Annotated in this window: 20 protein-coding genes and 1 pseudogene; 9 read left to right on the forward strand and 12 right to left on the reverse strand. The window is 65.1% G+C overall.

All coding sequences use genetic code 11. The features are described from left to right. Positions 1–123: 123 nt before the first annotated feature. From HV744_RS06745 to HV744_RS06755, 3 genes and pseudogenes are all read right to left on the reverse strand, one after another. Positions 124–1,221 (reverse strand): saccharopine dehydrogenase family protein, encoded by a 1,098-nt coding sequence (locus HV744_RS06745; protein ID WP_175148765.1) that lies wholly within the window; start codon positions 1,219–1,221, stop codon positions 124–126. Between the two features lie 290 nt (positions 1,222–1,511). After that, positions 1,512–1,970 (reverse strand): Lrp/AsnC family transcriptional regulator, encoded by a 459-nt coding sequence (locus HV744_RS06750; RefSeq protein ID WP_175148766.1) that lies wholly within the window; start codon positions 1,968–1,970, stop codon positions 1,512–1,514. A gap of 118 nt (positions 1,971–2,088) precedes the next feature. Further along, positions 2,089–2,253: pseudogene (locus HV744_RS06755) on the reverse strand (LysR substrate-binding domain-containing protein); the annotation flags it as partial. 203 nt (positions 2,254–2,456) lie between these two features. On the opposite strand from HV744_RS06755, the gene HV744_RS06760 reads away from it, so the two are divergent. Next, positions 2,457–2,966, forward strand: a complete 510-nt coding sequence (locus tag HV744_RS06760) for a Spy/CpxP family protein refolding chaperone (protein WP_175148767.1) — start codon at positions 2,457–2,459, stop codon at positions 2,964–2,966. Positions 2,967–3,277: 311 nt separating this feature from the next. Then, the gene (locus HV744_RS06765) at positions 3,278–3,715 is read left to right on the forward strand and encodes a PGDYG domain-containing protein (protein WP_175148768.1); all 438 of its coding nucleotides are present in this window, start codon (positions 3,278–3,280) and stop codon (positions 3,713–3,715) included. Positions 3,716–3,721: 6 nt separating this feature from the next. On the opposite strand, the gene HV744_RS06770 is transcribed toward HV744_RS06765, so the two are convergent. The 8 genes from HV744_RS06770 to HV744_RS06805 all read right to left on the reverse strand — a co-directional run bounded on the left by HV744_RS06770 (position 3,722) and on the right by HV744_RS06805 (position 11,643). Further along, positions 3,722–4,087, reverse strand: a complete 366-nt coding sequence (locus HV744_RS06770) for a DUF3022 domain-containing protein (RefSeq protein ID WP_175148769.1) — start codon at positions 4,085–4,087, stop codon at positions 3,722–3,724. Between the two features lie 85 nt (positions 4,088–4,172). Further along, positions 4,173–4,991, reverse strand: coding sequence for a YhfC family intramembrane metalloprotease (locus HV744_RS06775; RefSeq protein ID WP_175148770.1), 819 nt, complete (start codon positions 4,989–4,991; stop codon positions 4,173–4,175). 60 nt (positions 4,992–5,051) lie between these two features. Continuing rightward, positions 5,052–6,128: a LacI family DNA-binding transcriptional regulator gene (locus HV744_RS06780; protein WP_175148771.1), complete on the reverse strand. Its 1,077-nt coding sequence runs from the start codon at positions 6,126–6,128 to the stop codon at positions 5,052–5,054. 108 nt (positions 6,129–6,236) lie between these two features. Then, entirely contained in the window at positions 6,237–7,202 is a 966-nt protein-coding gene (locus HV744_RS06785; RefSeq protein ID WP_175148772.1) for an NAD(P)-dependent oxidoreductase, read from the reverse strand. Between the two features lie 4 nt (positions 7,203–7,206). After that, entirely contained in the window at positions 7,207–8,490 is a 1,284-nt protein-coding gene (locus HV744_RS06790; protein ID WP_175148773.1) for an MFS transporter, read from the reverse strand. Between the two features lie 170 nt (positions 8,491–8,660). After that, positions 8,661–9,668, reverse strand: coding sequence for a sugar kinase (locus HV744_RS06795; protein WP_175148774.1), 1,008 nt, complete (start codon positions 9,666–9,668; stop codon positions 8,661–8,663). Positions 9,669–9,791: 123 nt separating this feature from the next. Next, a complete protein-coding gene (locus HV744_RS06800) occupies positions 9,792–10,565 on the reverse strand; it encodes a sugar phosphate isomerase/epimerase family protein (RefSeq protein WP_175148775.1) in 774 nt (257 codons plus the stop codon). A gap of 187 nt (positions 10,566–10,752) precedes the next feature. Next, entirely contained in the window at positions 10,753–11,643 is an 891-nt protein-coding gene (locus HV744_RS06805; RefSeq protein ID WP_175148776.1) for a LysR family transcriptional regulator, read from the reverse strand. Positions 11,644–11,760: 117 nt separating this feature from the next. Between HV744_RS06805 and HV744_RS06810 the strand changes: the two genes are divergently transcribed. From HV744_RS06810 to HV744_RS06835, 6 genes are all read left to right on the forward strand, one after another. Further along, complete coding sequence (locus HV744_RS06810; protein WP_175148777.1) at positions 11,761–12,861, forward strand: YeiH family protein; 1,101 nt, start codon at positions 11,761–11,763, stop codon at positions 12,859–12,861. A 195-nt stretch (positions 12,862–13,056) separates the two neighbouring features. Next, on the forward strand, positions 13,057–13,794 hold the full coding sequence (locus HV744_RS06815; RefSeq protein ID WP_175148778.1) for a glutathione S-transferase: 738 nt from the start codon (positions 13,057–13,059) through the stop codon (positions 13,792–13,794). 112 nt (positions 13,795–13,906) lie between these two features. Continuing rightward, on the forward strand, positions 13,907–15,640 hold the full coding sequence (locus tag HV744_RS06820; RefSeq protein ID WP_175148960.1) for a ClcB-like voltage-gated chloride channel protein: 1,734 nt from the start codon (positions 13,907–13,909) through the stop codon (positions 15,638–15,640). A 156-nt stretch (positions 15,641–15,796) separates the two neighbouring features. Next, on the forward strand, positions 15,797–17,134 hold the full coding sequence (locus HV744_RS06825; protein ID WP_175148779.1) for a C45 family autoproteolytic acyltransferase/hydrolase: 1,338 nt from the start codon (positions 15,797–15,799) through the stop codon (positions 17,132–17,134). Between the two features lie 285 nt (positions 17,135–17,419). Further along, on the forward strand, positions 17,420–17,674 hold the full coding sequence (locus HV744_RS06830; protein ID WP_175148961.1) for a hypothetical protein: 255 nt from the start codon (positions 17,420–17,422) through the stop codon (positions 17,672–17,674). Positions 17,675–17,774: 100 nt separating this feature from the next. After that, on the forward strand, positions 17,775–18,005 hold the full coding sequence (locus tag HV744_RS06835; RefSeq protein WP_175148780.1) for a DUF2795 domain-containing protein: 231 nt from the start codon (positions 17,775–17,777) through the stop codon (positions 18,003–18,005). A gap of 96 nt (positions 18,006–18,101) precedes the next feature. On the opposite strand, the gene HV744_RS06840 is transcribed toward HV744_RS06835, so the two are convergent. Continuing rightward, a complete protein-coding gene (locus HV744_RS06840; protein ID WP_175148781.1) occupies positions 18,102–19,151 on the reverse strand; it encodes a LysR family transcriptional regulator in 1,050 nt (349 codons plus the stop codon). 256 nt (positions 19,152–19,407) lie between these two features. Here HV744_RS06840 and HV744_RS06845 point away from each other — a divergent pair, with 256 nt between their 5' ends. After that, complete coding sequence (locus HV744_RS06845) at positions 19,408–19,620, forward strand: hypothetical protein (protein WP_175148782.1); 213 nt, start codon at positions 19,408–19,410, stop codon at positions 19,618–19,620. Positions 19,621–19,736: the final 116 nt, after the last annotated feature.

Raw genomic sequence — 19,736 nt, forward strand, 5'->3', positions numbered from 1 at the left:
AAATGCCCCGCTAGACGGGGCATTTCCGTGGCCCTCTGCGGGGCCTTCGTTACTAGTCGCAGCGCACGCTGCGACTTTCGTTGCACGGCCCTCGATTGCCGGCTCTACAACCATGACTGCGCGTTATGCGATCGCCATCGCATCCAGCGACTGCCCTTCATACAACTGGCCGAAGCGGTTCGCGAGGAAGTCGCGCAGCGACACCTGCTCCTGACGCACGAAGCCTTTTTGCGGCAGCTTCTGTTCGCGGAACAGATCGAGCACCGCGCACATCGCGCCGGCCGTGGTGATCTGGATCGCGCTCATCGCCATTCCGCACACTGTCTTCGCGAAGATCTTGCGGGTAAACACCTCCTGCACCAGCTGACCGTCGCGCATGCCGCTGACCGTGATGAACACCAGCACGACGTCTTGCGCGGTCGACGGCACCGAACGGCGCATGATGGTCTTCAGCGTGTCACGATCGCTGGAAAGACGCAGGTCTTCGAGCAGGAACTGCATCAGATTACGGTGGCCCGGATAGCGCACCGACTTGTAGTCGAGCGATTCGACCCGGCCCGCCAGCGTCTCGCACAGCGTGCCGAGGCCGCCGGACGTATTGAAGGCTTCGTACTCGGTGCCGTCGAGCGAAAAATGTTCGAGGCCTTCGAGCGGCTGCACCCACTGCGTGCGGCTGTCGCGGATCGCTTCGCAAGGCTGGCAGTACTCGTTGATCAGACCGTCGACGCTCCAGGTCAGGTTGTACTTCAGCGCGTTGGTCGGAAACTCCGGCAGCGCGCCGACGCGCATCTTGACGTCGCGGATTTCGGTAAAGCGGTTCGCCAGCTCATGCGCGGCAATCCCGATGAAGCCCGGCGCGAGACCGCACTGCGGCATGAACGCATGCTCGGCGTCTTCGGCGATCGCGCGGATCGCGTGGGTGGCGCGCACGTCCTCGGTCAGATCGAAGTAATGCACGCCCGCGCCCTTGGCCGCCGCCGCCACGTTCACCGCAAGGTAATACGGCAGTGCGTTGACCATTGCGTCGAAGCCCTGCACCGCGGCGCGCAGCGCTGCGGCATCGGCGGAATCGACGCGGCGTGTCGGAATGCCCTGGGCGGCGAGCTTGTCGAGCGCATGCTGATCGCGGTCGAGTGCGACGACGTCGTAGTCGCCGGTTTCGCGCAACATATGCGCGATGGTGTGACCGATCAGACCGGCACCAACAATGGCTACTTTCATGCGATTCTCCTTTGTCGATCGGAGTTAGCGCTTTAGTGCCTACTCCGATCCCATCTGTCTGCTGTCTCCAGCTTGGGAAGTGCGCTGCGCGTGGTGCGCGGCGCCCGGCGGGCTGAACCCTTGAGCAACAGTTTAGGGAGAAGCAAAAACAGTTCATACGCGCAAAATGCTGCGTTATGACCATCAAGTTCGACGTTTTGACGAACGTGGCAGTCGATATGTCGAAATGGTGTTAAAAACGCGTAAACGCCATGAGCATCCATCAGCGCCCGCAAGCGCCGCGCGCATGTTCACACCATCCCGCGGTCGATCTTGCGCGCGAGGATGATCGAGGTCGTGGTCCGTTCCACGCCTTCCATGCCGCCGATCTGGTCGAGCAGATCGTTCAGCCGATCGGGCGAGTCGGCGCGCAGCCACGCGACATAGTCGAACTCGCCGCTCACTGCGCACAGCAACTGCACCTCCGGCATCTTGCCGAGACGCTTCTGCACGGCCGGCCCGTGCTTCGGCGCGATGATCATGCCGACATAGGCGACGATGCTCGAGTCGAGCACGTCCTGGCCGAGCCGCACGCTATAGCCGGCGATCACGTTGCTGCGCTCCAGCCGCGCGATTCTCGAGATCACCGTGGTGCGCGCCACGTCGAGCTGGCGGGCGAGATTGGCGACGCTTTCGCGGGCGTTGGCTTGCAGCAGCGCAACGAGGTTGCGGTCGAGGTCGTCGAGCTGGTCGAGGCGCGGAGGTCTCATCGAGGGCGGAGGAAGTTGGTCAACGGTGGAGCGGATTATCGCGCGTCTTCAGCGTGCGGTGGCGGTGGCGGTGACAGTGGTTATGGCGGTGGCGACCACTTGGCGATGACTGCGCCGCTCATGCCCCGAACCGCTCGATCACGAAATCGATGAAGCTGGTCAGCTTGGGCGTGGCGCGGCGATCGCGCGGATAGATCAGATGCACCGGCGCGCCATCGGGCAGATAGTCCTCCAGCACCGACACCAGTTCGCCGCTGGCAATCTCGCGCGCGAGCAGCGCCTCTGACGAATTTGTCCACCGGCTATTTCCCTTTCGTTTCGGTTGTAAGCGTTTGTCGCATAAGAGCCGCATTGCAGGGATATCGTGATACTAATAGCGGCGACGGCGAAATGGGGTAGCCGGCCACCGTGCGTCACGATGGCTGACGCATGCCGGGCCGCTCGCCACACGCCTTGTCCCAATTCGAATAGACATCAGGAGTTTCGATGAAAAAAGCACTTGTAATGCTGGCTACCGCCGTTTCCATGAGCGGCGCGTTCGCACAAACTTCCGCGCCGGCTTCGGCACCGACGAGCGCCGCTTCGGCGCCCGCGGGCAAGGCTGGCCACGAGCGCAACGTCGAAGACCGCATTGCCTATCTGCACGCGCAATTGAAGATCACCCCGGCGCAGGAAACGCAATGGAATGCGTTTGCCGACGTGATGCGCAGCAACGGCGAAACGATGGGCCAGTTGTTCCAGCAACGCAAGGCTGCCACCAACGTGACCGCGCTCGACGACATGAAGCAGTACGCGACGATCGCGCAAGCGCATGCGGACGGCATGAAGAAGCTGGTCGATACGTTCGATCCGCTGTATAGCAGCCTGTCGCCGGAGCAGAAGAAGCTGGCCGATGCGACGTTCCATCAGCCGGGCGCCGTCGACGGCGGCCATCGTCACCACCATGGCAAGGGCAAGGCGGGCACGCGCGCGAGCGACGAGACTGTGAAGGGGTAAGAAGTCCGCTGATGCGCAGCGCGGTTTTTTGCGCTGCGCGTCCGGCTCGTTCGCAATGGACGGCAGCATGCGCCGGCGCGCGTCGCGCCTTGCCTGACGCGTCGCTTGACGTATCGGTCACGCGGCAACTTCGTCGTCTGCATGCCCGCTCGCTGAAAGCGGGCGATCCATGCTGTCTATTGCAAAAGAGTCCGGTCGCCAGATGCATCTGGCATGATGCGGGTGCGCGGCATCAGGACGTGACGTCCCGATGCTCAGCCTCGACGCAAAGTCGACGCGCCGCCGTCAACATTTCCACCCCTGCCCGCTTCATGACCGAACTCACGAATCTCGATCTGCGCCAAGACCCCCACGCCCAACGCGTCGTCAAAGACGAAACGGTGAACGTCGAATTTGCCGCCGCCGAAGGCGAATTGATGAGCCTCGAAGGCCCGAACCGTTATGTGCGCGGCGATGCGCTGATCACCGGATCGACGGGAAACCGCTGGGTCGTGTCGCGCGAGCGCTTCGACGCCAAATACGTTCCCGCCGACGCCGCCCTCGCGCATGGCGAAGCCGGCGCGTACCGCAATCGCCCCGCCGTCGTGCTCGCCAGACAGATGAACGAAGCGTTCTCGCTGGCCCGTTCCGCGGACGGCGGCGATGTGCTGCGCGGCGCCGCCGGCGACTGGATCATGCAGTACGCGCCCGGCGACTATGGCGTGGTCCAGGCCGCGCGCTTCGCGAAGGTCTATCGGCGCGCGGACTGATCCGTATCAGGCGAACTCGTCGCCGAGATCCACGGTGACGTCGCGCGGCACCGCTTCGCCGTTCGCATACTGCTCTTCGAGCGAGCCTAGGCTCGCTTCGACATACGCGCGCAACACCGCGAAACTGCGGCCGCGCAGCCGCGCCGGCAACGCGCGATAACGCGCCAGCGCCGCCGGCGCGATCATCACCGTCATCACGATGCGGCGCGCGGTTGCGCCGAAACGCATCGCCACCCAGTGAATCGCCAGCGTGGGGGTGCCGTCTTCCGCCGCGCGCTGGATGAACTGCGTCTGCTCGGGAAACAGATCGCTGATGACGCGCGCCAGTTCCTCGAACTCGGGATTGGCGCAGTCGTATTGGTAAGCTTCCATGGGGTCTGCCGGACGGGGTCCTGAAGGGGGTTCCGCAAAGGGAACCGATTTTAGAAAAAGTCCGGTGCTTTAGCGAGAGCCCGAATCACGCAGCCAGCGCGGGACGCCTGAAGGTCCGGAACAGCAGACCCGCGACCATCACCGCCCCCAGCGCATACACGGCGTCCACCGCCGCGAGCGGCACGAGCTGCGCCTGAAACAACGCGGCGGGCACGTCGACCAGCGCATGCAGAGCGATCGCGAGCGGCAGGATACCGCGCCAGCCCGCCCGCACGCCGCGCCACATCAGCACCGACAGACCAATCTGGAACACCAGCGCGGCCACGCGTTCGAGCGCGAAAATGCCGGCCATCTGCGGCGTCAGGCTGGCGAGAATCAGGTGGATGCGCATCAGCGAATCGGCCGGCAGATTGCTCAGATAGCTGTCCAGCTGGCCGCGGTTTTCGAACACCGCGAACAGGATCCATTGAATCTGCACCAGCACGCCGACCAGCCAGACTTCCGCGCCGCCGTGGCCGAGACCGTAGGTCAGTGCGGTGCCGTCGTCCGCGCGCAGCGCGTTCGCATCAGCGCCAGACTTCGCCGCGGCGCGCTTGAGCAGCAGCCGCATGCCGATGAAACGCCCCACCTCCTCGCAGATGCCCGCGGCCAACGCGCCGTACACGACGAAGGCCAGCGGATTCGACAGGAAGGTGGCCGTCGCCTCGTTCCGGTGCAGCACGTAGTCGTTTAGCGCACGCTCGATCACCATCGCGAACAGCGCGAAAATCGCGATGCCGATGATCGCGTCGCGCGGCTTCAACGCGAGCGGCCGGCGCAGTCGGCGGTAGATCAGGAACGGTAACGCGGCGACGAACAGCGTCGCGACTGCGAGGCTCGAGAGGGTAAGCGGTGCAACAACCATGAGTTTCCTTGCGATGACCGGCGCGCACCCGCTGCGCGCCGCAGCCCGCATGATCGCAGATCAGCGCGAAGTTGACGCGCGAACGATCAGCTCGCCCGGCAGAAGGCAGTCGCGCGCGGTGGTCTGAACGCCTTCGATGCGTTCGTGCAGAAACTCGACCGCTCGATAGCCGATCTCGTAGGTCGGCTGACGGATCGTCGTGATGCCGGCCAGTTCGGCCCACTCGGGGTCGTCGATGGAAAGGAGCGCGACGCGGGTCTGCCAGCCGGCGCCGTAACGCGCTTTCAGATGCAGGGCGAGACGCAGCGCGACTGGGGCGTTCGCCGCGAACAGCGCGACGCGGGCGGGGTTGCCTGGGTTGCCGGCTTTGCCCGTGACACGATCGCTGCCGGCCGCATCGATCGCGTGGTCCATTGCGGCCAGGCTGCGCTCGGCCTCGCCCGGATCCGCGAGATTCAGCACCAGCGTATGCCCGCATGCGGCGCCCTGAGCGCGCATCGCGTCACGAAACGCGAGCTCGCGCAGTTGCCGCGAACTGACCTGCTCAAACGGCTGGACCACGAACCAGATGTCGTCGAAACCCTGGTCCAGCAGATGCCGCGTGCCGAGTTCGGCGGCGGCCCGGTTGTCGAGGCCGACCATATCGGCGACGAGCCCGTCCACCGAGCGGTCGACCAGCACCGCCGGAATCCCGCCGCCGCCCACTGGCCGCAGCGTTTCCTCGCGCACGCCGAGCGCGTTGACGATCACCCCTTCCACCCGATACGTGGTCAGCAGTTGCAGGTAGCGCCGCTCCATCTCCACTTCGTTCGCCGCATGGCAGATCAGCGGCATCAGACCGAGCACGTGGCAGGCCGCTTCCACGCCTTGCAGCACTTCGACCGTGTAGGGATTCGTCAGGTCGGCGAGCAGCATGCCGATCAGCCGGTTGCGGCCGCGCTTGAGACCACGCGCCATCTGGTTCGGCTGATAGTCGAGCCGGGCGATCGCGGCTTCGATGCGCGCGCGCAGTTCAGGCGATAGCACGCTCAGCTCGCCGTTCAGATAGCGCGAGATGCTGGTCTTGCCGGTGCCGGCTTCGCGCGCGACGTCGGTGATCGTCGCGCGGCGCGGCGTGGTCTGGGGCGTCGTGCTCATCGGTTGCTCACGCGTCGACTCGCCGAAGTCGGCTCACTTGTCGACTCACCCATCGGCCCGCTTGTTCGCTCAGTCATGTCGGCTCACTCGTCAGGCTCATCCGTCGGTTCACTTTGCCAGTACTTCGCGATTGACGACGTTGTTGGTCAACGTGCCGTCGAGCGCGGCGACGAGGTTCTCCGCCGCATTGCGCGCCATCGCGTGACGGGTTTCGTGAGTCGCCGAGCCGATATGCGGCAGTGCGACCACGTTCGCCAGCTTCAGCAGAGGCGAGTTTGCCGGCAATGGTTCAGTGTCGAACACATCGAGCCCGGCACCGTGAATCGTGCCATTTTGCAGCGCTTCGATCAGCGCCGTTTCGTCGACGGTCGCGCCGCGCGAAGCATTGATCAGAATCGCACTCTTCTTCATCGAGCGGAGTTCGGCCGCGCCGATCATGTGCTTCGTCTCGGGCGTGAGCGGCACTTGCAGGCAGACGAAATCGGCGCTCGCGAGCAGTTCCGCCAACTCGACGCGCCGCGCGCCATAGGTCTTTTCAGCCTGCGGATTCGCGCTGCGGTTGGTGTACAGCACCTTCATGTTGAAGCCGAGCGCCGCGCGCCGCGCCACCGCGCCGCCGATCCGTCCCATGCCGATGATGCCGAGCGTCTTGCCTTGCACATCGACGCCGAACTGAGCCGCTCCGATGCTGTCGCGCCACTGCCCCGCCTTCACCCACCCGGCGAGCTCGACCACCCGGCGCGCCGTGGCGAGGATCAGCGAAAACACGGTGTCGGCGGTGGACTCGGTCAGCACGTCCGGCGTGTGCGCGAGCACGATGCCGCGGCGCGTGAGATCGGCAACCTCGAACTGATCGAAGCCCACCGAGATGGTCGACAAGGCCTTGAGGCGGCTCGCGCCTTCGAGCATCGCCGGCGTGACCTTCACGCTCGCGCCGATGCCGCCGTCGGCATCGCGCAACGCGGCGACGAATGCGTCGTGCTGCGCGGGATCGACCTGCACCACTTGCGCATGCTGTTGCAGATACGCGAGCACATCTGCCGGCAGCGACTTCCAGGCGACAATCTTCTTCATCAGCTTATTTTCCTTGCAATGGTGTGGCGAGCGGAGGCGCCTGAGTCAGCGGCTGCGGCTTGACGATCAGCGTCAGGATTACCGCGGCGAGCAGCGCCACGCTCATGAATGCATACGATGCCGACGGCGAACCGGTGGCGCCGTTCAGATAGCCGACCACGTACGAGCCAACGAACGAACCGAGCGCGCCCATGCTGTTGATCAGCGCCATCGCGCCGCCCGCGACGTTCTTCGGCAGCAGCTCCGGCACGATCGCGAAGAACGGACCGTAAGGCGCGTACATCGCGCCGCCCGCGATCACCAGCAATGCGTACGAGAGCCAGAAGTGCGTGGAGCCGAGCGCATACGACGCCGCGAACGCCACCGCGCCGACCAGCAGAAACGGCCACACGAACACTTTACGGCGGTTGAGTTTATCCGATGCCCACGAAGCTGCAAGCATCGCGATGGTCGCGGCCAGATACGGCAGCGCCGACAGCCAGCCGGTTTCGACCATGCCGAGCGACGAGCCGTTCTTCAGGATCGACGGCAGCCACAGCACGAAACCATACACGCCGATGCTCCAGCAGAAATATTGCGCGCACAGCTTGATCACCGCGGGCGTGCGAAACGCCTCGCCGTAATTGCGCACCGGCTTGATCGCGGCCTGCTCGGCGCGCAGCGTTTCGGCGAGATCGTCCTTCTGTTGCTGGGTGAGCCACGAGACCTGCTGCGGCTTGTCCTGCACGATGAACCACCAGCACACGGCCCAGATGATCGCGGGCGCGCCCTCGGCGATGAACATCTGCCGCCAGCCGAACGAATGCACCAGATAGCCCGACACCACCGACATCCACAGCACCGTCACCGGATTGCCGAGAATCAGGAACGTGTTGGCACGCGAGCGCTCGCGCCTGGTGAACCAGTTGCTGATGAAAATCAGCATCGCCGGCATCACGGCGGCTTCGACGACCCCGAGCACGAAGCGGATCACCATCAGCGACGGAATATTGCTGACCATGCCCGTGAGTGCCGCGCAGCCGCCCCACAGGATCAGGCTCCAGAACACGAGCTTCTTGACGCTGCGGCGTTCCGCGTAAATCGCGCCGGGAATCTGGAAAAAGAAATAGCCGAGGAAGAACAGCGCGCCGATCAGCGACGACAGGCCCTTGCTGATGCCGAGATCCTGGTTGATGCCGGCCGCCGACGCGAAGCCGAAGTTCGCGCGGTCCAGATAAGCGAGGCTGTACGTGATGAATACGATCGGCATGATCGTCCACCAGCGGCGAATTGCAAGCGATGATTTCATGTTTGTCTCCTTGTCGATCAGAGTTAGCGCTTTAGCGCTTACTCTGATCCCATGCAAAGCTGTCGATCAGAGTTAGCGCTTTAGCGCTTACTCGGATCCCATGCCAAGCTGTCGATCAGAGTTAGCGCTTTAGCGCTTACTCGGATCCCATGCCAAGCTGTCGACCGTATTCAGGCTGCGGTAGCAATAGGCGTTGCGCCGGCGTTGGCGTTGGCGTTGGCCTCGGCCAGTTCGAGCGCGTCGAGTTCGGCGCGCTGCGGCAGGCCTTCCGAATCGCCGATCACCTGGATCGCCAGCGCGCCGATGCGGTTGCCGCGCGCGACCGCCTGCGGCAGCGTCCGGCCTTCGAGCAGCGCGCTGACCACGCCGACCGCGAAACCGTCGCCCGCGCCGACCGTGTCCACCACCTTCGCGACCGGATCACCGGCGATCACGGCGGCAGCATCGGCGGTGCGGAAATACGCGCCTTGCGCGCCGAGCTTGATGATCACGCCGCGCGCGCCGCGCTCCAGATAGAAGCCGGCGATGTCGTGCGGCTCTGTGTAGCCGGTCAGTATCTCGCCTTCGCCGATGCCGGGCAGCACCCAGTCGGCCAGCGCGGCGAGCGCGTTCAGACCTTCGACCATTGCGGCGCGCGACGGCCAGAGCGTCGGGCGCAGATTCGGGTCGAACGAAATCGTCTTGCCGGCCGCGCGCATTTCACGCGCGAGATGGAATGCGAGTTCGCGCGAGCTTGCCGAGATCGCGGGCGCGACGCCAGTCAGATGCAGGTGACGCGCCGGCAGCACGTAGTCCGCCGCGTAGTCGGCCAGCGACAGATGGCTCGCCGCCGAGCCCTTGCGGAAGTATTCGACCGCCGGGTCGCTGCCGCCGTCGTTTTTCGACTTCAGCTGGAAGCCGGTCGGATAGCGCTCGTCGGTACTGACGCAGCGTTGGTCGATGCCCTCTTTCGTCAACGTGTCGCGCACGTACTGGCCGAACGAATCGTTGCCGACCCGGCTCATCCAGCCGACCTTGAAGCCCAGCCGGGACAGACCGATCGCCACGTTCAGATCGGCGCCGGCGATGCGCTTCGTAAATTGCCCGACGCCCGCGAGCGGGCCGGTTTCGGCGGCGACGAACATGGCCATCGCTTCGCCGTAGGTGATGACATCGAGTGCTGCGTCTGGGGTGCTCATCCTTTGCTCCTGCGTGTTTCTTTTGCTGCGGGTCGTGCTGCTTGCCTTGTGCCACTCACCCTATGTCGCGAGCTTCACGCCGCTGTTGTTCCGGGTACGGCTCTCTCAGATTCCAGGCGCCGCTTACACAGCGGCCAGCCACCCAACGTAGTGCGCCGCGTCCGCCTCGATACGGCTGGCATCGAACGGAAATTCGATGCCCCGCGGCACGTCGCGCGGCAAGCCGTCGAGCACCTCAATGAAGCGAGCGTCGTCGGCGGCCGGAGCGGCGGGAAAACGCCGCGCGCCCTCGCCAACCGTGGTCTTGCAATGGATATATTCGACGTGCGGCGCCAGCAGCCTGGCGGCATCGAGCGGCGCGACCTCGCGCCATGCCCAGTTGCCGATGTCGAAAGTCATGCCGAGCACATCGGCGCGGCCTTCGCGCGCCAACGCGTCGAACAGGCCGACGAATTGCGCAAGCGAGCCGCCTTCTGCCAGTTGCCCATTTTCAACGACCAGCCGCAAGTTCGAGCCACGCATCTGCTCCGCGATCGCCACGCCATCCGCGTCATGGACAAACCCGCCGAGTTGCAGCTTGACGAAGCGCGCGCCGAGCGCCGCCGCTTCGTCGAGCGCGAGACGCAGTGCGGCGGTGTCGAGCCGACCGTCCGCCGCGTACAGCGAAGCCGGCGTCGAAAACACCATCCACAAACCCAGTTCGGCAATCGCCGCGCCGAGCGCGCGCAGACGCTGCGGCGCGACCTCGGCCTCGCCGGCGAACAGTTCGCGCCGCACTTCGAAACCCGCCGCGCCGGTCCGCTTGCTCGCCTCCGCCCACTTCAGATGACCGCCCGTGCGCACCGCATCCATCCCGAATGCGCTTGCGACGATCACCACGTCAACTGCGTCAGCCATGTCTAATTTGCTCAATCCCGTGTCGTCAGCGTCATTTGGAACCGTCTGGAACCGGTTCCAACTCCACCTCGAAAAAAAGCGCCGAAGCGCTTGCGATGTCCGGATAGTGCGCCGAGACCTCCAGCACGCACCATAGAGGAAATCCCCAGGCACATCGGACACGGCGGGCACGGCAGCGCCGCGCCGCTCAGGCCTCATCGGCGAGACACAGCACGAGAAACTGCTCCACCACCCGCGACGGCGCGCTTGCATACGGCACGAGGATCGACAGCCGGCGCGTCAGCGGCTCCGGGCGCAGCGACAACAGGCACAACGCGCCGTTCTCATGCCGCATCGACATTGCGGAGACGAAGCCGATGCCCATGCCGGCCCGCACCGCCTCCTTCACGCCTTCGACGCCGGCAATCTCCAGCGCCACGCGCATCGGCACGCCCGCCCGAGCGAACGCGCGCTCGACGATTTGCCGCACGCCCGAGCCGGCCTCGCGCAACACCAGCGGATGCGCGCCAAAGTCCGCCAGCTCCGCGCTGCCGCCTTCGCCCGCCTGCGCCAACGGATGCGAGCGCGGCACGATCGCGACGATCTCGTCCTCGCGCCATGCGTGCACGGCGGTGTCCGGCGGCAGATCGGCACCGACCGGCCCTTCGATCATCGCGATGTCCACCGAGCCGAGCGTGCCGACGATCTCCGTGGTGTTGCCATTGGCGGTATGCACGGTCACGTCTGGATAGCGGCGATGAAAATCGGCGATCAGGTATGGCAGCAGATAACTCGCCGGCGTCGTACTCGCGCCGATCCGCAGCGTGCCCTGCTCGAGGCCGCGCAAAGCGTCACGGTACGCATGGGCCTGCCGCCAGGTGTCGCGCAGCCGCGTCGCATAGCTCGCCAGCTGCTCGCCGGCGGGCGTCAGACGCACGCCGCGGCCGTCGCGCTGATAAAGCGGCTCGCCGAACTCGTCCTGCAACTGCCGCAGTTGTCCGGAGACCGCGGGCTGCGACAAATGCAGCGCCACAGCCGCCCGGCTGATGTTGCGATGCTCGGCAACGGCGGCGAACGTTATAAGCTGATCCGCAGTCATGGCAATCAAAGTATCGGTTGAATCGATACTTTACATCCTAAATCACGATTTTTCATATCGATATATCTAATTTAGGATTGGCCCCATCGAATCCAGTCAGTCCCCGAGTACCGCGCCATGTCCACTACTCCTGTTCCGCTTACCGCCGTAGCCACTCCCGCCGGGCATTCCACCCGCGGGCAACTCAACGGCATTCTGTTTGTCGCGCTGTTCGCCGCCGCCGTGACCCGGATCGCGTCGATTCCGGCGATCGCCGGCCTCGGCCTGAGCCCGCTGATCGTCGGCATCGTGGCCGGCGCCATCTACGGCAACGCGCTGCGCGACGGCATGCCCGCAAGCTGGGCGGCCGGCGTCAATTTTTCGGCGCGCAAGCTGCTGCGCATCGCGGTCGCGTTCTTCGGACTGCGCGTGAGCCTGCAGGAAATCGCGCAGGTCGGCCTGCCCGGCCTCGCGGAATCCGTGCTGATCGTGGTGAGCACGCTCGTCATCGGCACGTGGGCCGGCATGAAAATCATGAAGCTCGACCGCGATACGGCGCTGCTGACCGCCGCCGGCAGCGCGATCTGCGGCGCCGCCGCGGTGCTCGCGTTCGAGTCGACGCTGCAATCGAAGCCGCACAAGAGCGCGATGGCCGTCGGCAGCGTGGTGCTGTTCGGCACGCTGTCGATGTTCCTCTACCCGGTTCTGTTCAACGCCGGCTGGCTGCATCTCGACACGGTCGGTGCGGGCCTGTTCTTCGGCGGCACGATCCACGAGGTGGCGCAGGTGGTCGGCGCGGCCAGCAACGTGAGCCCGGAAACGACGCACATCGCGACCATCGTCAAGATGACCCGCGTGATGCTGCTGGTGCCGGTGCTGCTGGTGGTCGGCATCTGGGTGAACCGCTCGGCGCGCAAAGCTGCGGCGTCGGCGGGCTCGCAGGACAGCGCCCAGAGCGAAGCACCGCGCAAGCTGGCGATTCCCTGGTTCGCGTTTGGCTTTCTCGCCTGCGTCGTGATCAACTCGCTGCACGTGTTGCCGGAAGCCACGACCAGCACGCTCAACATGCTCGACACCTTTGCGCTGACCATGGCCATGACGGCGCTCGGCATCGAAACGCGCATTGCGCAGATCCGCCAGGCCGGCCCCCGTGCGCTGACCGCCGGCTTGATCCTGTACGTGTGGCTGATTGCCGGCGGTCTGGGAATTACATGGACTGTCCAGCACCTGTTGGGCTAAGCCGCCCCCGCCTTCGAAACCACCCCGCCGCGTGCGGGGTTTTGCGCATTCTGGAGCACCATCCGGCTGGTTCGCGCGGCATACTGCGTGCTGCGTCATCCGCTCATGCACGCCACTCGTGCAGTCCACGCATGCAGCCCACTCAAGCAACCCGCTCATGCAGCACGGCTGAGCGACCGGAATGAGGATCGATCGATGAGCCTGGAACTTTACTATTGGGACGGCCTCCAGGGCCGCGGCGAATTCGTGCGGCTCGCGCTGGAAGAAGCCGGCGCCGACTACGTGGAAGTGGCGCGCGGCGAGCCATCGGAAGGGTTCGGCACCGGTGCGATGATCGCGGTGATGAAGAGCCGCGACGAACCGTATCCGCCGTTCGCGCCGCCGTTTCTGAAAGACGGCGATCTGGTGATCGCGCAGACCGCCAATATCCTGTTCTACCTTGGCCCGCGGCTGAAGCTCGCACCGTCGGTCGAGAGCCTGCGCTACGTCGCCAACGGCCTGCAACTGACGATCGCCGACGTGGTCACGGAAGCGCACGACACGCACCATCCGCTCGCCAGCGCCCTCTACTACGAAGACCAGAAAGACGCCGCCAAAGTGCGCGCGCACGACTTCATCGACAACCGGATTCCGAAGTTCATGTCGTATTTCGAGCGCGTGCTGAAGCAGAATCCGGCCGGCGACACCTTCATGGTCGGCGACGCGCTGACCTACGTGGACCTGTCGATGTTCCAGCTGATCGACGGCCTGCTGTACGCGTTTCCGCGCGCGCTCAAGCGTTTCGGCGAACATTATCCGCGGCTCGCGGCGTTGCACGACGCGGTGATCGAGCGGCCGAACATCGCCGCGTACTTGCAATCCGGGCGGCGCATCGAACATAACGAGGCCTGCATCTTCCGGCACTACCCGGAACTCGACAAGGCGGCGGCTTGAGCCGCGCCGCCCTCCTTCGCTCACCCACAGCAGCGCGCCCGCCGTCCGCAGCGGGCGCGCTGCTGTTGCCGTGCGCGTTCCTGAACCCGCCCTCACGCCCTGTCCCGTCGACGTGCTTTCATTCCTGCTGAAGCTGCGCACCCGCGCCCAACACCTGTTCCGTCTCTCCGAAGCCCACACGATGCTGGGCTGGTCGGTGGTGGTCGGCATTGCCGGCGCGTTCGCGACGATCCTGTTTCGCGAGGCCATCGCGCTGCTGCAACTGGCGGTGGCCGGCCGCTCCGGCAGCTTCGTCGAAATGGCGCGCAGCTTGCCGTGGACCGTGCGGATCTGGCTGCCCGCCGCCGGCGGTCTGATCGCCGGCTGCTTCCTGCTGATCGCGCAGCGTTACGCCGACAAGGCCAATCACGTCGACTACATGGAAGCGGTCGCGATCGGCGACGGCGTGGTGCCGGTCAGGCTGAGCTTGTGGCGCACCGTGTCGTCGCTGTTCACGATCGCGAGCGGCGGCTCGATCGGCCGCGAAGGACCGATGGTGCAACTGGCGGCGCTGTGCGCGTCGCTGATCGGACGCTGGGTGCATTTCGATCCGTCGCGGCTGCGCCTGCTGGTCGCCTGCGGCGCGGCGGCCGGGATTACGTCCGCGTACAGCGCGCCGATCGCGGGCGCGTTTTTTGTCACCGAGATCGTGCTCGGCTCGATTGCGATGGAAAGCTTCGGGCCGGTGGTGGTGTCGGCGGTGGTCGCCAATATCACGATGCGCGAATTCGCCGGCTACAAGCCGCCGTACGAGATGCCGGTGTTTCCGGCGGTGACCGGTGTCGAGGTGCTGCTGTTCGTCGCGCTCGGCGTACTGTGCGGGCTGGCCGCGCCGCAGTTTCTGCGGCTGCTCGACGCGTCGAAGGCCGCCTTTCGCAAGCTGCCGGTGCCGCTGCCCGCGAGGCTCGCGCTCGGCGGTTTCGTGGTCGGTATTCTGTCGATCTGGACGCCCGAGGTGTGGGGCAACGGCTATAGCGTCGTCAACTCGATCCTGCATTCGCCGTGGACATGGACCGCGCTCGTCCTCGTACTGGTGTTCAAGCTCGCCGCGACCGCGGCCACCGCGGGTTCCGGCGCGGTCGGCGGGGTCTTCACGCCGACGCTGTTCGTCGGCGCGGCGGTCGGTTCGCTGTTCGGCCAGGGCATGCACGCGCTGTGGCCCTATGCGACGTCCGAGCCGTACGCGTATGCGATGGTCGGCATGGGCGCGTTCCTTGCCGGCGCGACCCAGGCGCCGCTGATGGCGTTCCTGATGATCTTCGAGATGACCCTCAGCTACCAGGTCGTGCTGCCGCTGATCCTGTCGTGCGTGGTCGCCTATTTCATCGCGCGCGCGGTCGGCAAGCGGTCGATGTACGAAATCACGTTGCACCGCAATCGCGAGGAGCAGGAGCGCATGCGCCTGCGCGCCACCCAGATGCGCGAGCTGATCCGTCCCGCCGAAACCGTCGTGCCGCCGAACGCGACCGTACAGGACATGACGCGTGTGTTCCTCGAATATCCGGTGAAGTACCTGTACGTCGCCAACGAGTCCGGCGCGTTTCTCGGCGTGGTCGCGCTCAAGGACATCACCTCCGATCTGCTCGACAAGAGCGATACGTCGACGAAAACCGCGGCGGATTATCTGCAGCCGCATTTCGATGTGCTCACGCCGGACATGTCGCTCGCCGTCGCGTTGCAACACTTCCTCGCGTTTCAGGGCGAGCGTCTGCCGGTGGTGGAAAGCGCCGCGCAACCGAAGCTCACGGGCGTGGTCTACAAAACCTCGCTGCTCGACGCCTATTTCCGCATGAATCCGACGCCCTAGGCGGTGGCATCCGTGGCTCCCGCGGCGCCGTGCAAAGCGCCGCAGATTCTCTACAATGGGAAGACCGCTCCCGGCAAAAAACAGCACACCAACCCGGCAGCGCGCGTTACGCCAGGACGGGCGCGTCGAGGCGCCCGCCGTTCGATCGGAGCGAAGATGAGCGAACCGTCCCTCGATGCCGTGCGCCGCGATCAGGCAGGCTGGATTTTCCTGCATATCGAAGGCGAACCGTACGATCGCGGCGAGCAGCACGGCCAGTTGCTCGCCACCGAAATCCAGAACGCGATCCACACCGCCCGCTACCTCGCGAAGTGGGATACGGGCGAAGAGTTCGACACCTTCGTCGACGCCGCGGTCACCCAGTTTGCCAACAAGCTCAACACCGAATTCGCCGACGAAATCCAGGGCATCGCCGACGGCGCGAAGCTGCCATTCGCCGAAGTGCTGGCGTGGAACGGCTACATGGATCTGCTGCAAAGCTGGTGGCCGAGTCACGTGGCGCAGCAGCAGCCGCACCTCGCCACGAAGCCATGGCGCGGCCGGCGCGGACACCATTGCAGTGCGTTCATCGCCACCGGCAACGCCACCCGCGACGGCCGCATCGTGATGGCGCACAACTCGTGGGACCGCTACGCCGCCGGCGACGCGTTCAACGTGGTGTTCGACATCGTGCCCGATCGCGGCAACCGCATCCTGATGCAGGGCTTGCCGGGCTGCATCTCCAGTCTCACCGATTTCTGGGTCACCGCAGCCGGGCTGATGGTCACCGAAACCACCATCTCCAACTTCGTCGGCTACAACGCGGCCGGGGCGCCCGAGTTCTATCGCTCGCGGCGCGCGTCGCAGTATGCGAACAGCATCGGCGAATGGTGCGAGATGTTCGCGCACGCCAACAACGGCGGCTATGCGAACAGCTGGCTGCTCGGCGACGCCAAGACCGGCGAGATCGCGCGTTACGAGCTGGGGCTGCACTATTCCGGCTTCGAGACCACGAAGGATGGTTTCTACAGCGGCTACAACACCGCGACCGATCTGAAGATTCGCAATCAGGAATGCGTCGGCGAAGGCGAGGACTACACGGACGTGCGCAAGAACGGCGCGCGGCGCCTGCGCTTCATGCAGCTCGAAGAAACGCATCGCGGCAAGATCGACGTGGAGCTAGCCAAGGAAATGATCGCCGACCATCACGACGTCTATCTCGACCGCAACGACAACCCGTGCTCGCGCACCATCTGCGGCCATCTGGAACTGGACGACGCGCGCTTCGGCGGCACCGATCAGGGGCCGTTCAATCCGTGGGGGGCCAACGACGGCAAGGTGGTCGACAGCGAAATGGCGCGCGCGATGGCGTTCACCGCGCGCTGGGGCCATCCGTGCGGCCGGCCGTTCGACGCCCAGGCGTTCATGAAGCGGCACCCGCAGTGGAACTGGCTGAACGGCTATATGCGCGACCGGCCGTCGTGGCCGTGGACGCGCTTCGACGTGCTGCGCTAGCGCGCACGCCTGCCGCGCCGCGCCGCACCGCACCGTATCAGCGTGCCCCGCACGACGGTCTGCGCAGGAGTTGCGCCACCGTCACCGCTTTCGTGCCATCATCTGAAATCTACAATGCCGTTTTGTCGCAAATGTGCGCGCGCTGCAGTATTTGCCATCTAAGATGGTAGATGCGTGCAGGTCGCGCATCGCAATGCGGCGTGTAGCTTGGGCCTTCCTTTCGACGCGGGGACGGCACAGCGTTTGCTCTACTGTCAGCGCCGCATGAGCATAGGAGGTCGGGTGATGAAAACCTCGACACTGTTGACCATGGTGACGCTGTCCGCCTCGTGTTTTGCCGCACCGGTACACACCGCGCAGGACGGCACGAATGCCAGCCTCCTCGCTGAACGCGCCAATGCCGCACCGGTTGCCCCCGCGGCGCCGGACGTCGCCGCCACCGACGATAATCGGCCGGAACAATGGCAGCACATTGCGCTGCCGAAGTCGCGACATCTCGAGCGCAGCGTCATGGGAAAGAACGAGCATTTGCAGACCTGACGGCGGTGACGTCCCGGCGGTGGTGTGCTGGCTTGTGCGTTTGCCTTGCCCCGTCAACGCCAGCAACTGATTCCAACCGCGTACCCACTGGAGCATTTGCATGACTGCATCGGCTATTCCCGGCGAATCGATTGACCTGCAGATCGCCGACCTTCTCAGCGAAGTCCATTTTCCGACCAACAAGGACGCGCTGGTCGACGCCGCGCGTGAAGCCGGCGCGAGCAACGAGGTGTTGTCGATGCTCGACGGGATGCCGGAGCAGGATTACGTCGATGTCGCGTCCGTCACGCGTCTGATCAGCGGTAATTACGGCCCGGGGCTGGGCGCGTAAGCGACGGGCACAACCTGCGCGCGGCCGTAGTTGCCACCCATCCCAAAGCTGCACGTCACCCGCCGACCCGCGTGAAGGCCGTCACGTCAGTCAGCGTCAAACCTGCGACGACTCCACGATCCGCGTGCGCGACGCCTTGGGCAAGCGACGCACCACCTCGCGTGACAACGCCGGCACCGCCGGGTCGTCTGTCCCGGCCAGCGCGTCCGCAACCGGCTTCGCAGCCGCCACGATCCGCGCATCTCGCGCCGGCTCGCCAGCCCGCTGGAAATGCTCGACGAGGTGATCGATAAAAGTGCGCACCTTCGCTGGCAGATGAAGTCGGCTCGGATACGCAATCGTGATCTCGATCTGCGGCAAACGGTAATCGTTGAGCAAGGGCACGAGCCGCCCGGACGCCAGATCCCTGCGGATCAGATAGCTCGGCAGAATCGCCACTCCCATGCCCAGCAGCGCGAATTGCCTGAGCATCTCGGTGTTGTTCGCGGCGATCGCGTTGACCGGCCGTACCCGGACTTCGCCGTCCGGCCCGCTGAACACCCGCTCCTCGCCGCCCTGTTCGGACGGCCGGCTCAGGCACGGATGCTTCAGCAAATGCTCGGGACGCGTCGGCATGCCATGCTGCGCCAGATACGCGGGCGTCGCGCAGACCGTCATGCTGCCGGTCGTCAGGCGTCGCGTGACGATGCTCGCACTGCGCATGTGCCGCGCGACCAGAATGCCGACGTCGAAGCCTTCTTCGACCAGATCGACGTGGCGATCCGCGAGCGTGACGTCCGGCATCACGTCCGGATAACGCGCCGCGTACGACTGCACCACCGGCGCGAGGCTATGCAGCCCGAACACCACCGGCGCGACGATACGCAACGTGCCGACCGGTTCGTGATTGCGCGCCACCACCATTTGCTCGACGCCTTCGAGGTCGTCGAGAATGTGCCGCACACGCTCCAGATAAGTCCTGCCGGACTCGGTCAGCGACAGCCGGCGCGTGGTGCGATTCAGTAGCCGCGTGCCGAGACGCGCTTCCAGATCGGCCACATGCCGCGTGACAACCGCGGTGGAAAGGTCCAGCGCGCCGGCCGCGCCGACGAAACTGCCGAGGTCCGCCACTTTGACGAACACGCGCATCGATTGCAGTTGATTCATGGACGACTCCTGCCTCGGTAAAGCCGGGCCGGCGCAACCCTTGCCGCCTGTATCGACCCGTGCGGCAAGGCGCGCGCGGGTTTGCCCAACGAACCGATTGTATCGACCTGATCATGTCCCAACCCTGACCTCAACATGACATTCCAGTCAGGTTGGCGAGGCGCTCGCGTCACCATTGCGAAGCGCGCCGCTGATTTCGACTAGGTATAAACCCTAGTATTCTGTTAACATAGCGGCCGAAAGGAAATTAACCGCTATGACACATCGTTTTCAGCTTTTCGAAAAAATCGCGTTCTCGCTGGTCTGCTGGTCCGCCGCAGCCTGTTCGGCCTTCATCGCCTACGAGCGCTGCCCGGACATCAAGGTCGTCCTGCATGCCGGTGAGGAAGTCCTGCGCTACAGCGGGCAGTACTCGTTCGCCTGCGCGGCGCCGGCCGCCGACGTCTGCGCGCAATTGCCGACCAACTGATTCGCCGCAACGGCATCTGCATCTGCGTCGGCATCTACGTCGGCATCTACGTCGGTCAGGCACCCTTCCACATTTCGAATCGCCCCGTCGGTCGCGCCGCTATGAACGGCACCGGC

This window comes from Paraburkholderia ultramafica, from assembly GCF_902859915.1.
Classification (GTDB): domain Bacteria; phylum Pseudomonadota; class Gammaproteobacteria; order Burkholderiales; family Burkholderiaceae; genus Paraburkholderia; species Paraburkholderia ultramafica.

Excerpts from the sequence above, each read along its gene's own strand:
- HV744_RS06770 (WP_175148769.1), bottom strand. The coding sequence starts at position 4,087 with ATGGAAGCTTACCAATACGACTGCGCCAATCCCGAGTTCGAGGAACTG.
- HV744_RS06805 (WP_175148776.1), bottom strand. The coding sequence starts at position 11,643 with ATGACTGCGGATCAGCTTATAACGTTCGCCGCCGTTGCCGAGCATCGC.
- HV744_RS06750 (WP_175148766.1), bottom strand. The coding sequence starts at position 1,970 with ATGAGACCTCCGCGCCTCGACCAGCTCGACGACCTCGACCGCAACCTC.
- HV744_RS06825 (WP_175148779.1), top strand. The coding sequence starts at position 15,797 with ATGAGCGAACCGTCCCTCGATGCCGTGCGCCGCGATCAGGCAGGCTGG.
- HV744_RS06775 (WP_175148770.1), bottom strand. The coding sequence starts at position 4,991 with ATGGTTGTTGCACCGCTTACCCTCTCGAGCCTCGCAGTCGCGACGCTG.
- HV744_RS06785 (WP_175148772.1), bottom strand. The coding sequence starts at position 7,202 with ATGAAGAAGATTGTCGCCTGGAAGTCGCTGCCGGCAGATGTGCTCGCG.
- HV744_RS06840 (WP_175148781.1), bottom strand. The coding sequence starts at position 19,151 with ATGAATCAACTGCAATCGATGCGCGTGTTCGTCAAAGTGGCGGACCTC.
- HV744_RS06760 (WP_175148767.1), top strand. The coding sequence starts at position 2,457 with ATGAAAAAAGCACTTGTAATGCTGGCTACCGCCGTTTCCATGAGCGGC.
- HV744_RS06765 (WP_175148768.1), top strand. The coding sequence starts at position 3,278 with ATGACCGAACTCACGAATCTCGATCTGCGCCAAGACCCCCACGCCCAA.
- HV744_RS06845 (WP_175148782.1), top strand. The coding sequence starts at position 19,408 with ATGACACATCGTTTTCAGCTTTTCGAAAAAATCGCGTTCTCGCTGGTC.
- HV744_RS06810 (WP_175148777.1), top strand. The coding sequence starts at position 11,761 with ATGTCCACTACTCCTGTTCCGCTTACCGCCGTAGCCACTCCCGCCGGG.
- HV744_RS06835 (WP_175148780.1), top strand. The coding sequence starts at position 17,775 with ATGACTGCATCGGCTATTCCCGGCGAATCGATTGACCTGCAGATCGCC.
- HV744_RS06790 (WP_175148773.1), bottom strand. The coding sequence starts at position 8,490 with ATGAAATCATCGCTTGCAATTCGCCGCTGGTGGACGATCATGCCGATC.
- HV744_RS06830 (WP_175148961.1), top strand. The coding sequence starts at position 17,420 with ATGAAAACCTCGACACTGTTGACCATGGTGACGCTGTCCGCCTCGTGT.
- HV744_RS06800 (WP_175148775.1), bottom strand. The coding sequence starts at position 10,565 with ATGGCTGACGCAGTTGACGTGGTGATCGTCGCAAGCGCATTCGGGATG.
- HV744_RS06745 (WP_175148765.1), bottom strand. The coding sequence starts at position 1,221 with ATGAAAGTAGCCATTGTTGGTGCCGGTCTGATCGGTCACACCATCGCG.
- HV744_RS06795 (WP_175148774.1), bottom strand. The coding sequence starts at position 9,668 with ATGAGCACCCCAGACGCAGCACTCGATGTCATCACCTACGGCGAAGCG.
- HV744_RS06780 (WP_175148771.1), bottom strand. The coding sequence starts at position 6,128 with ATGAGCACGACGCCCCAGACCACGCCGCGCCGCGCGACGATCACCGAC.
- HV744_RS06815 (WP_175148778.1), top strand. The coding sequence starts at position 13,057 with ATGAGCCTGGAACTTTACTATTGGGACGGCCTCCAGGGCCGCGGCGAA.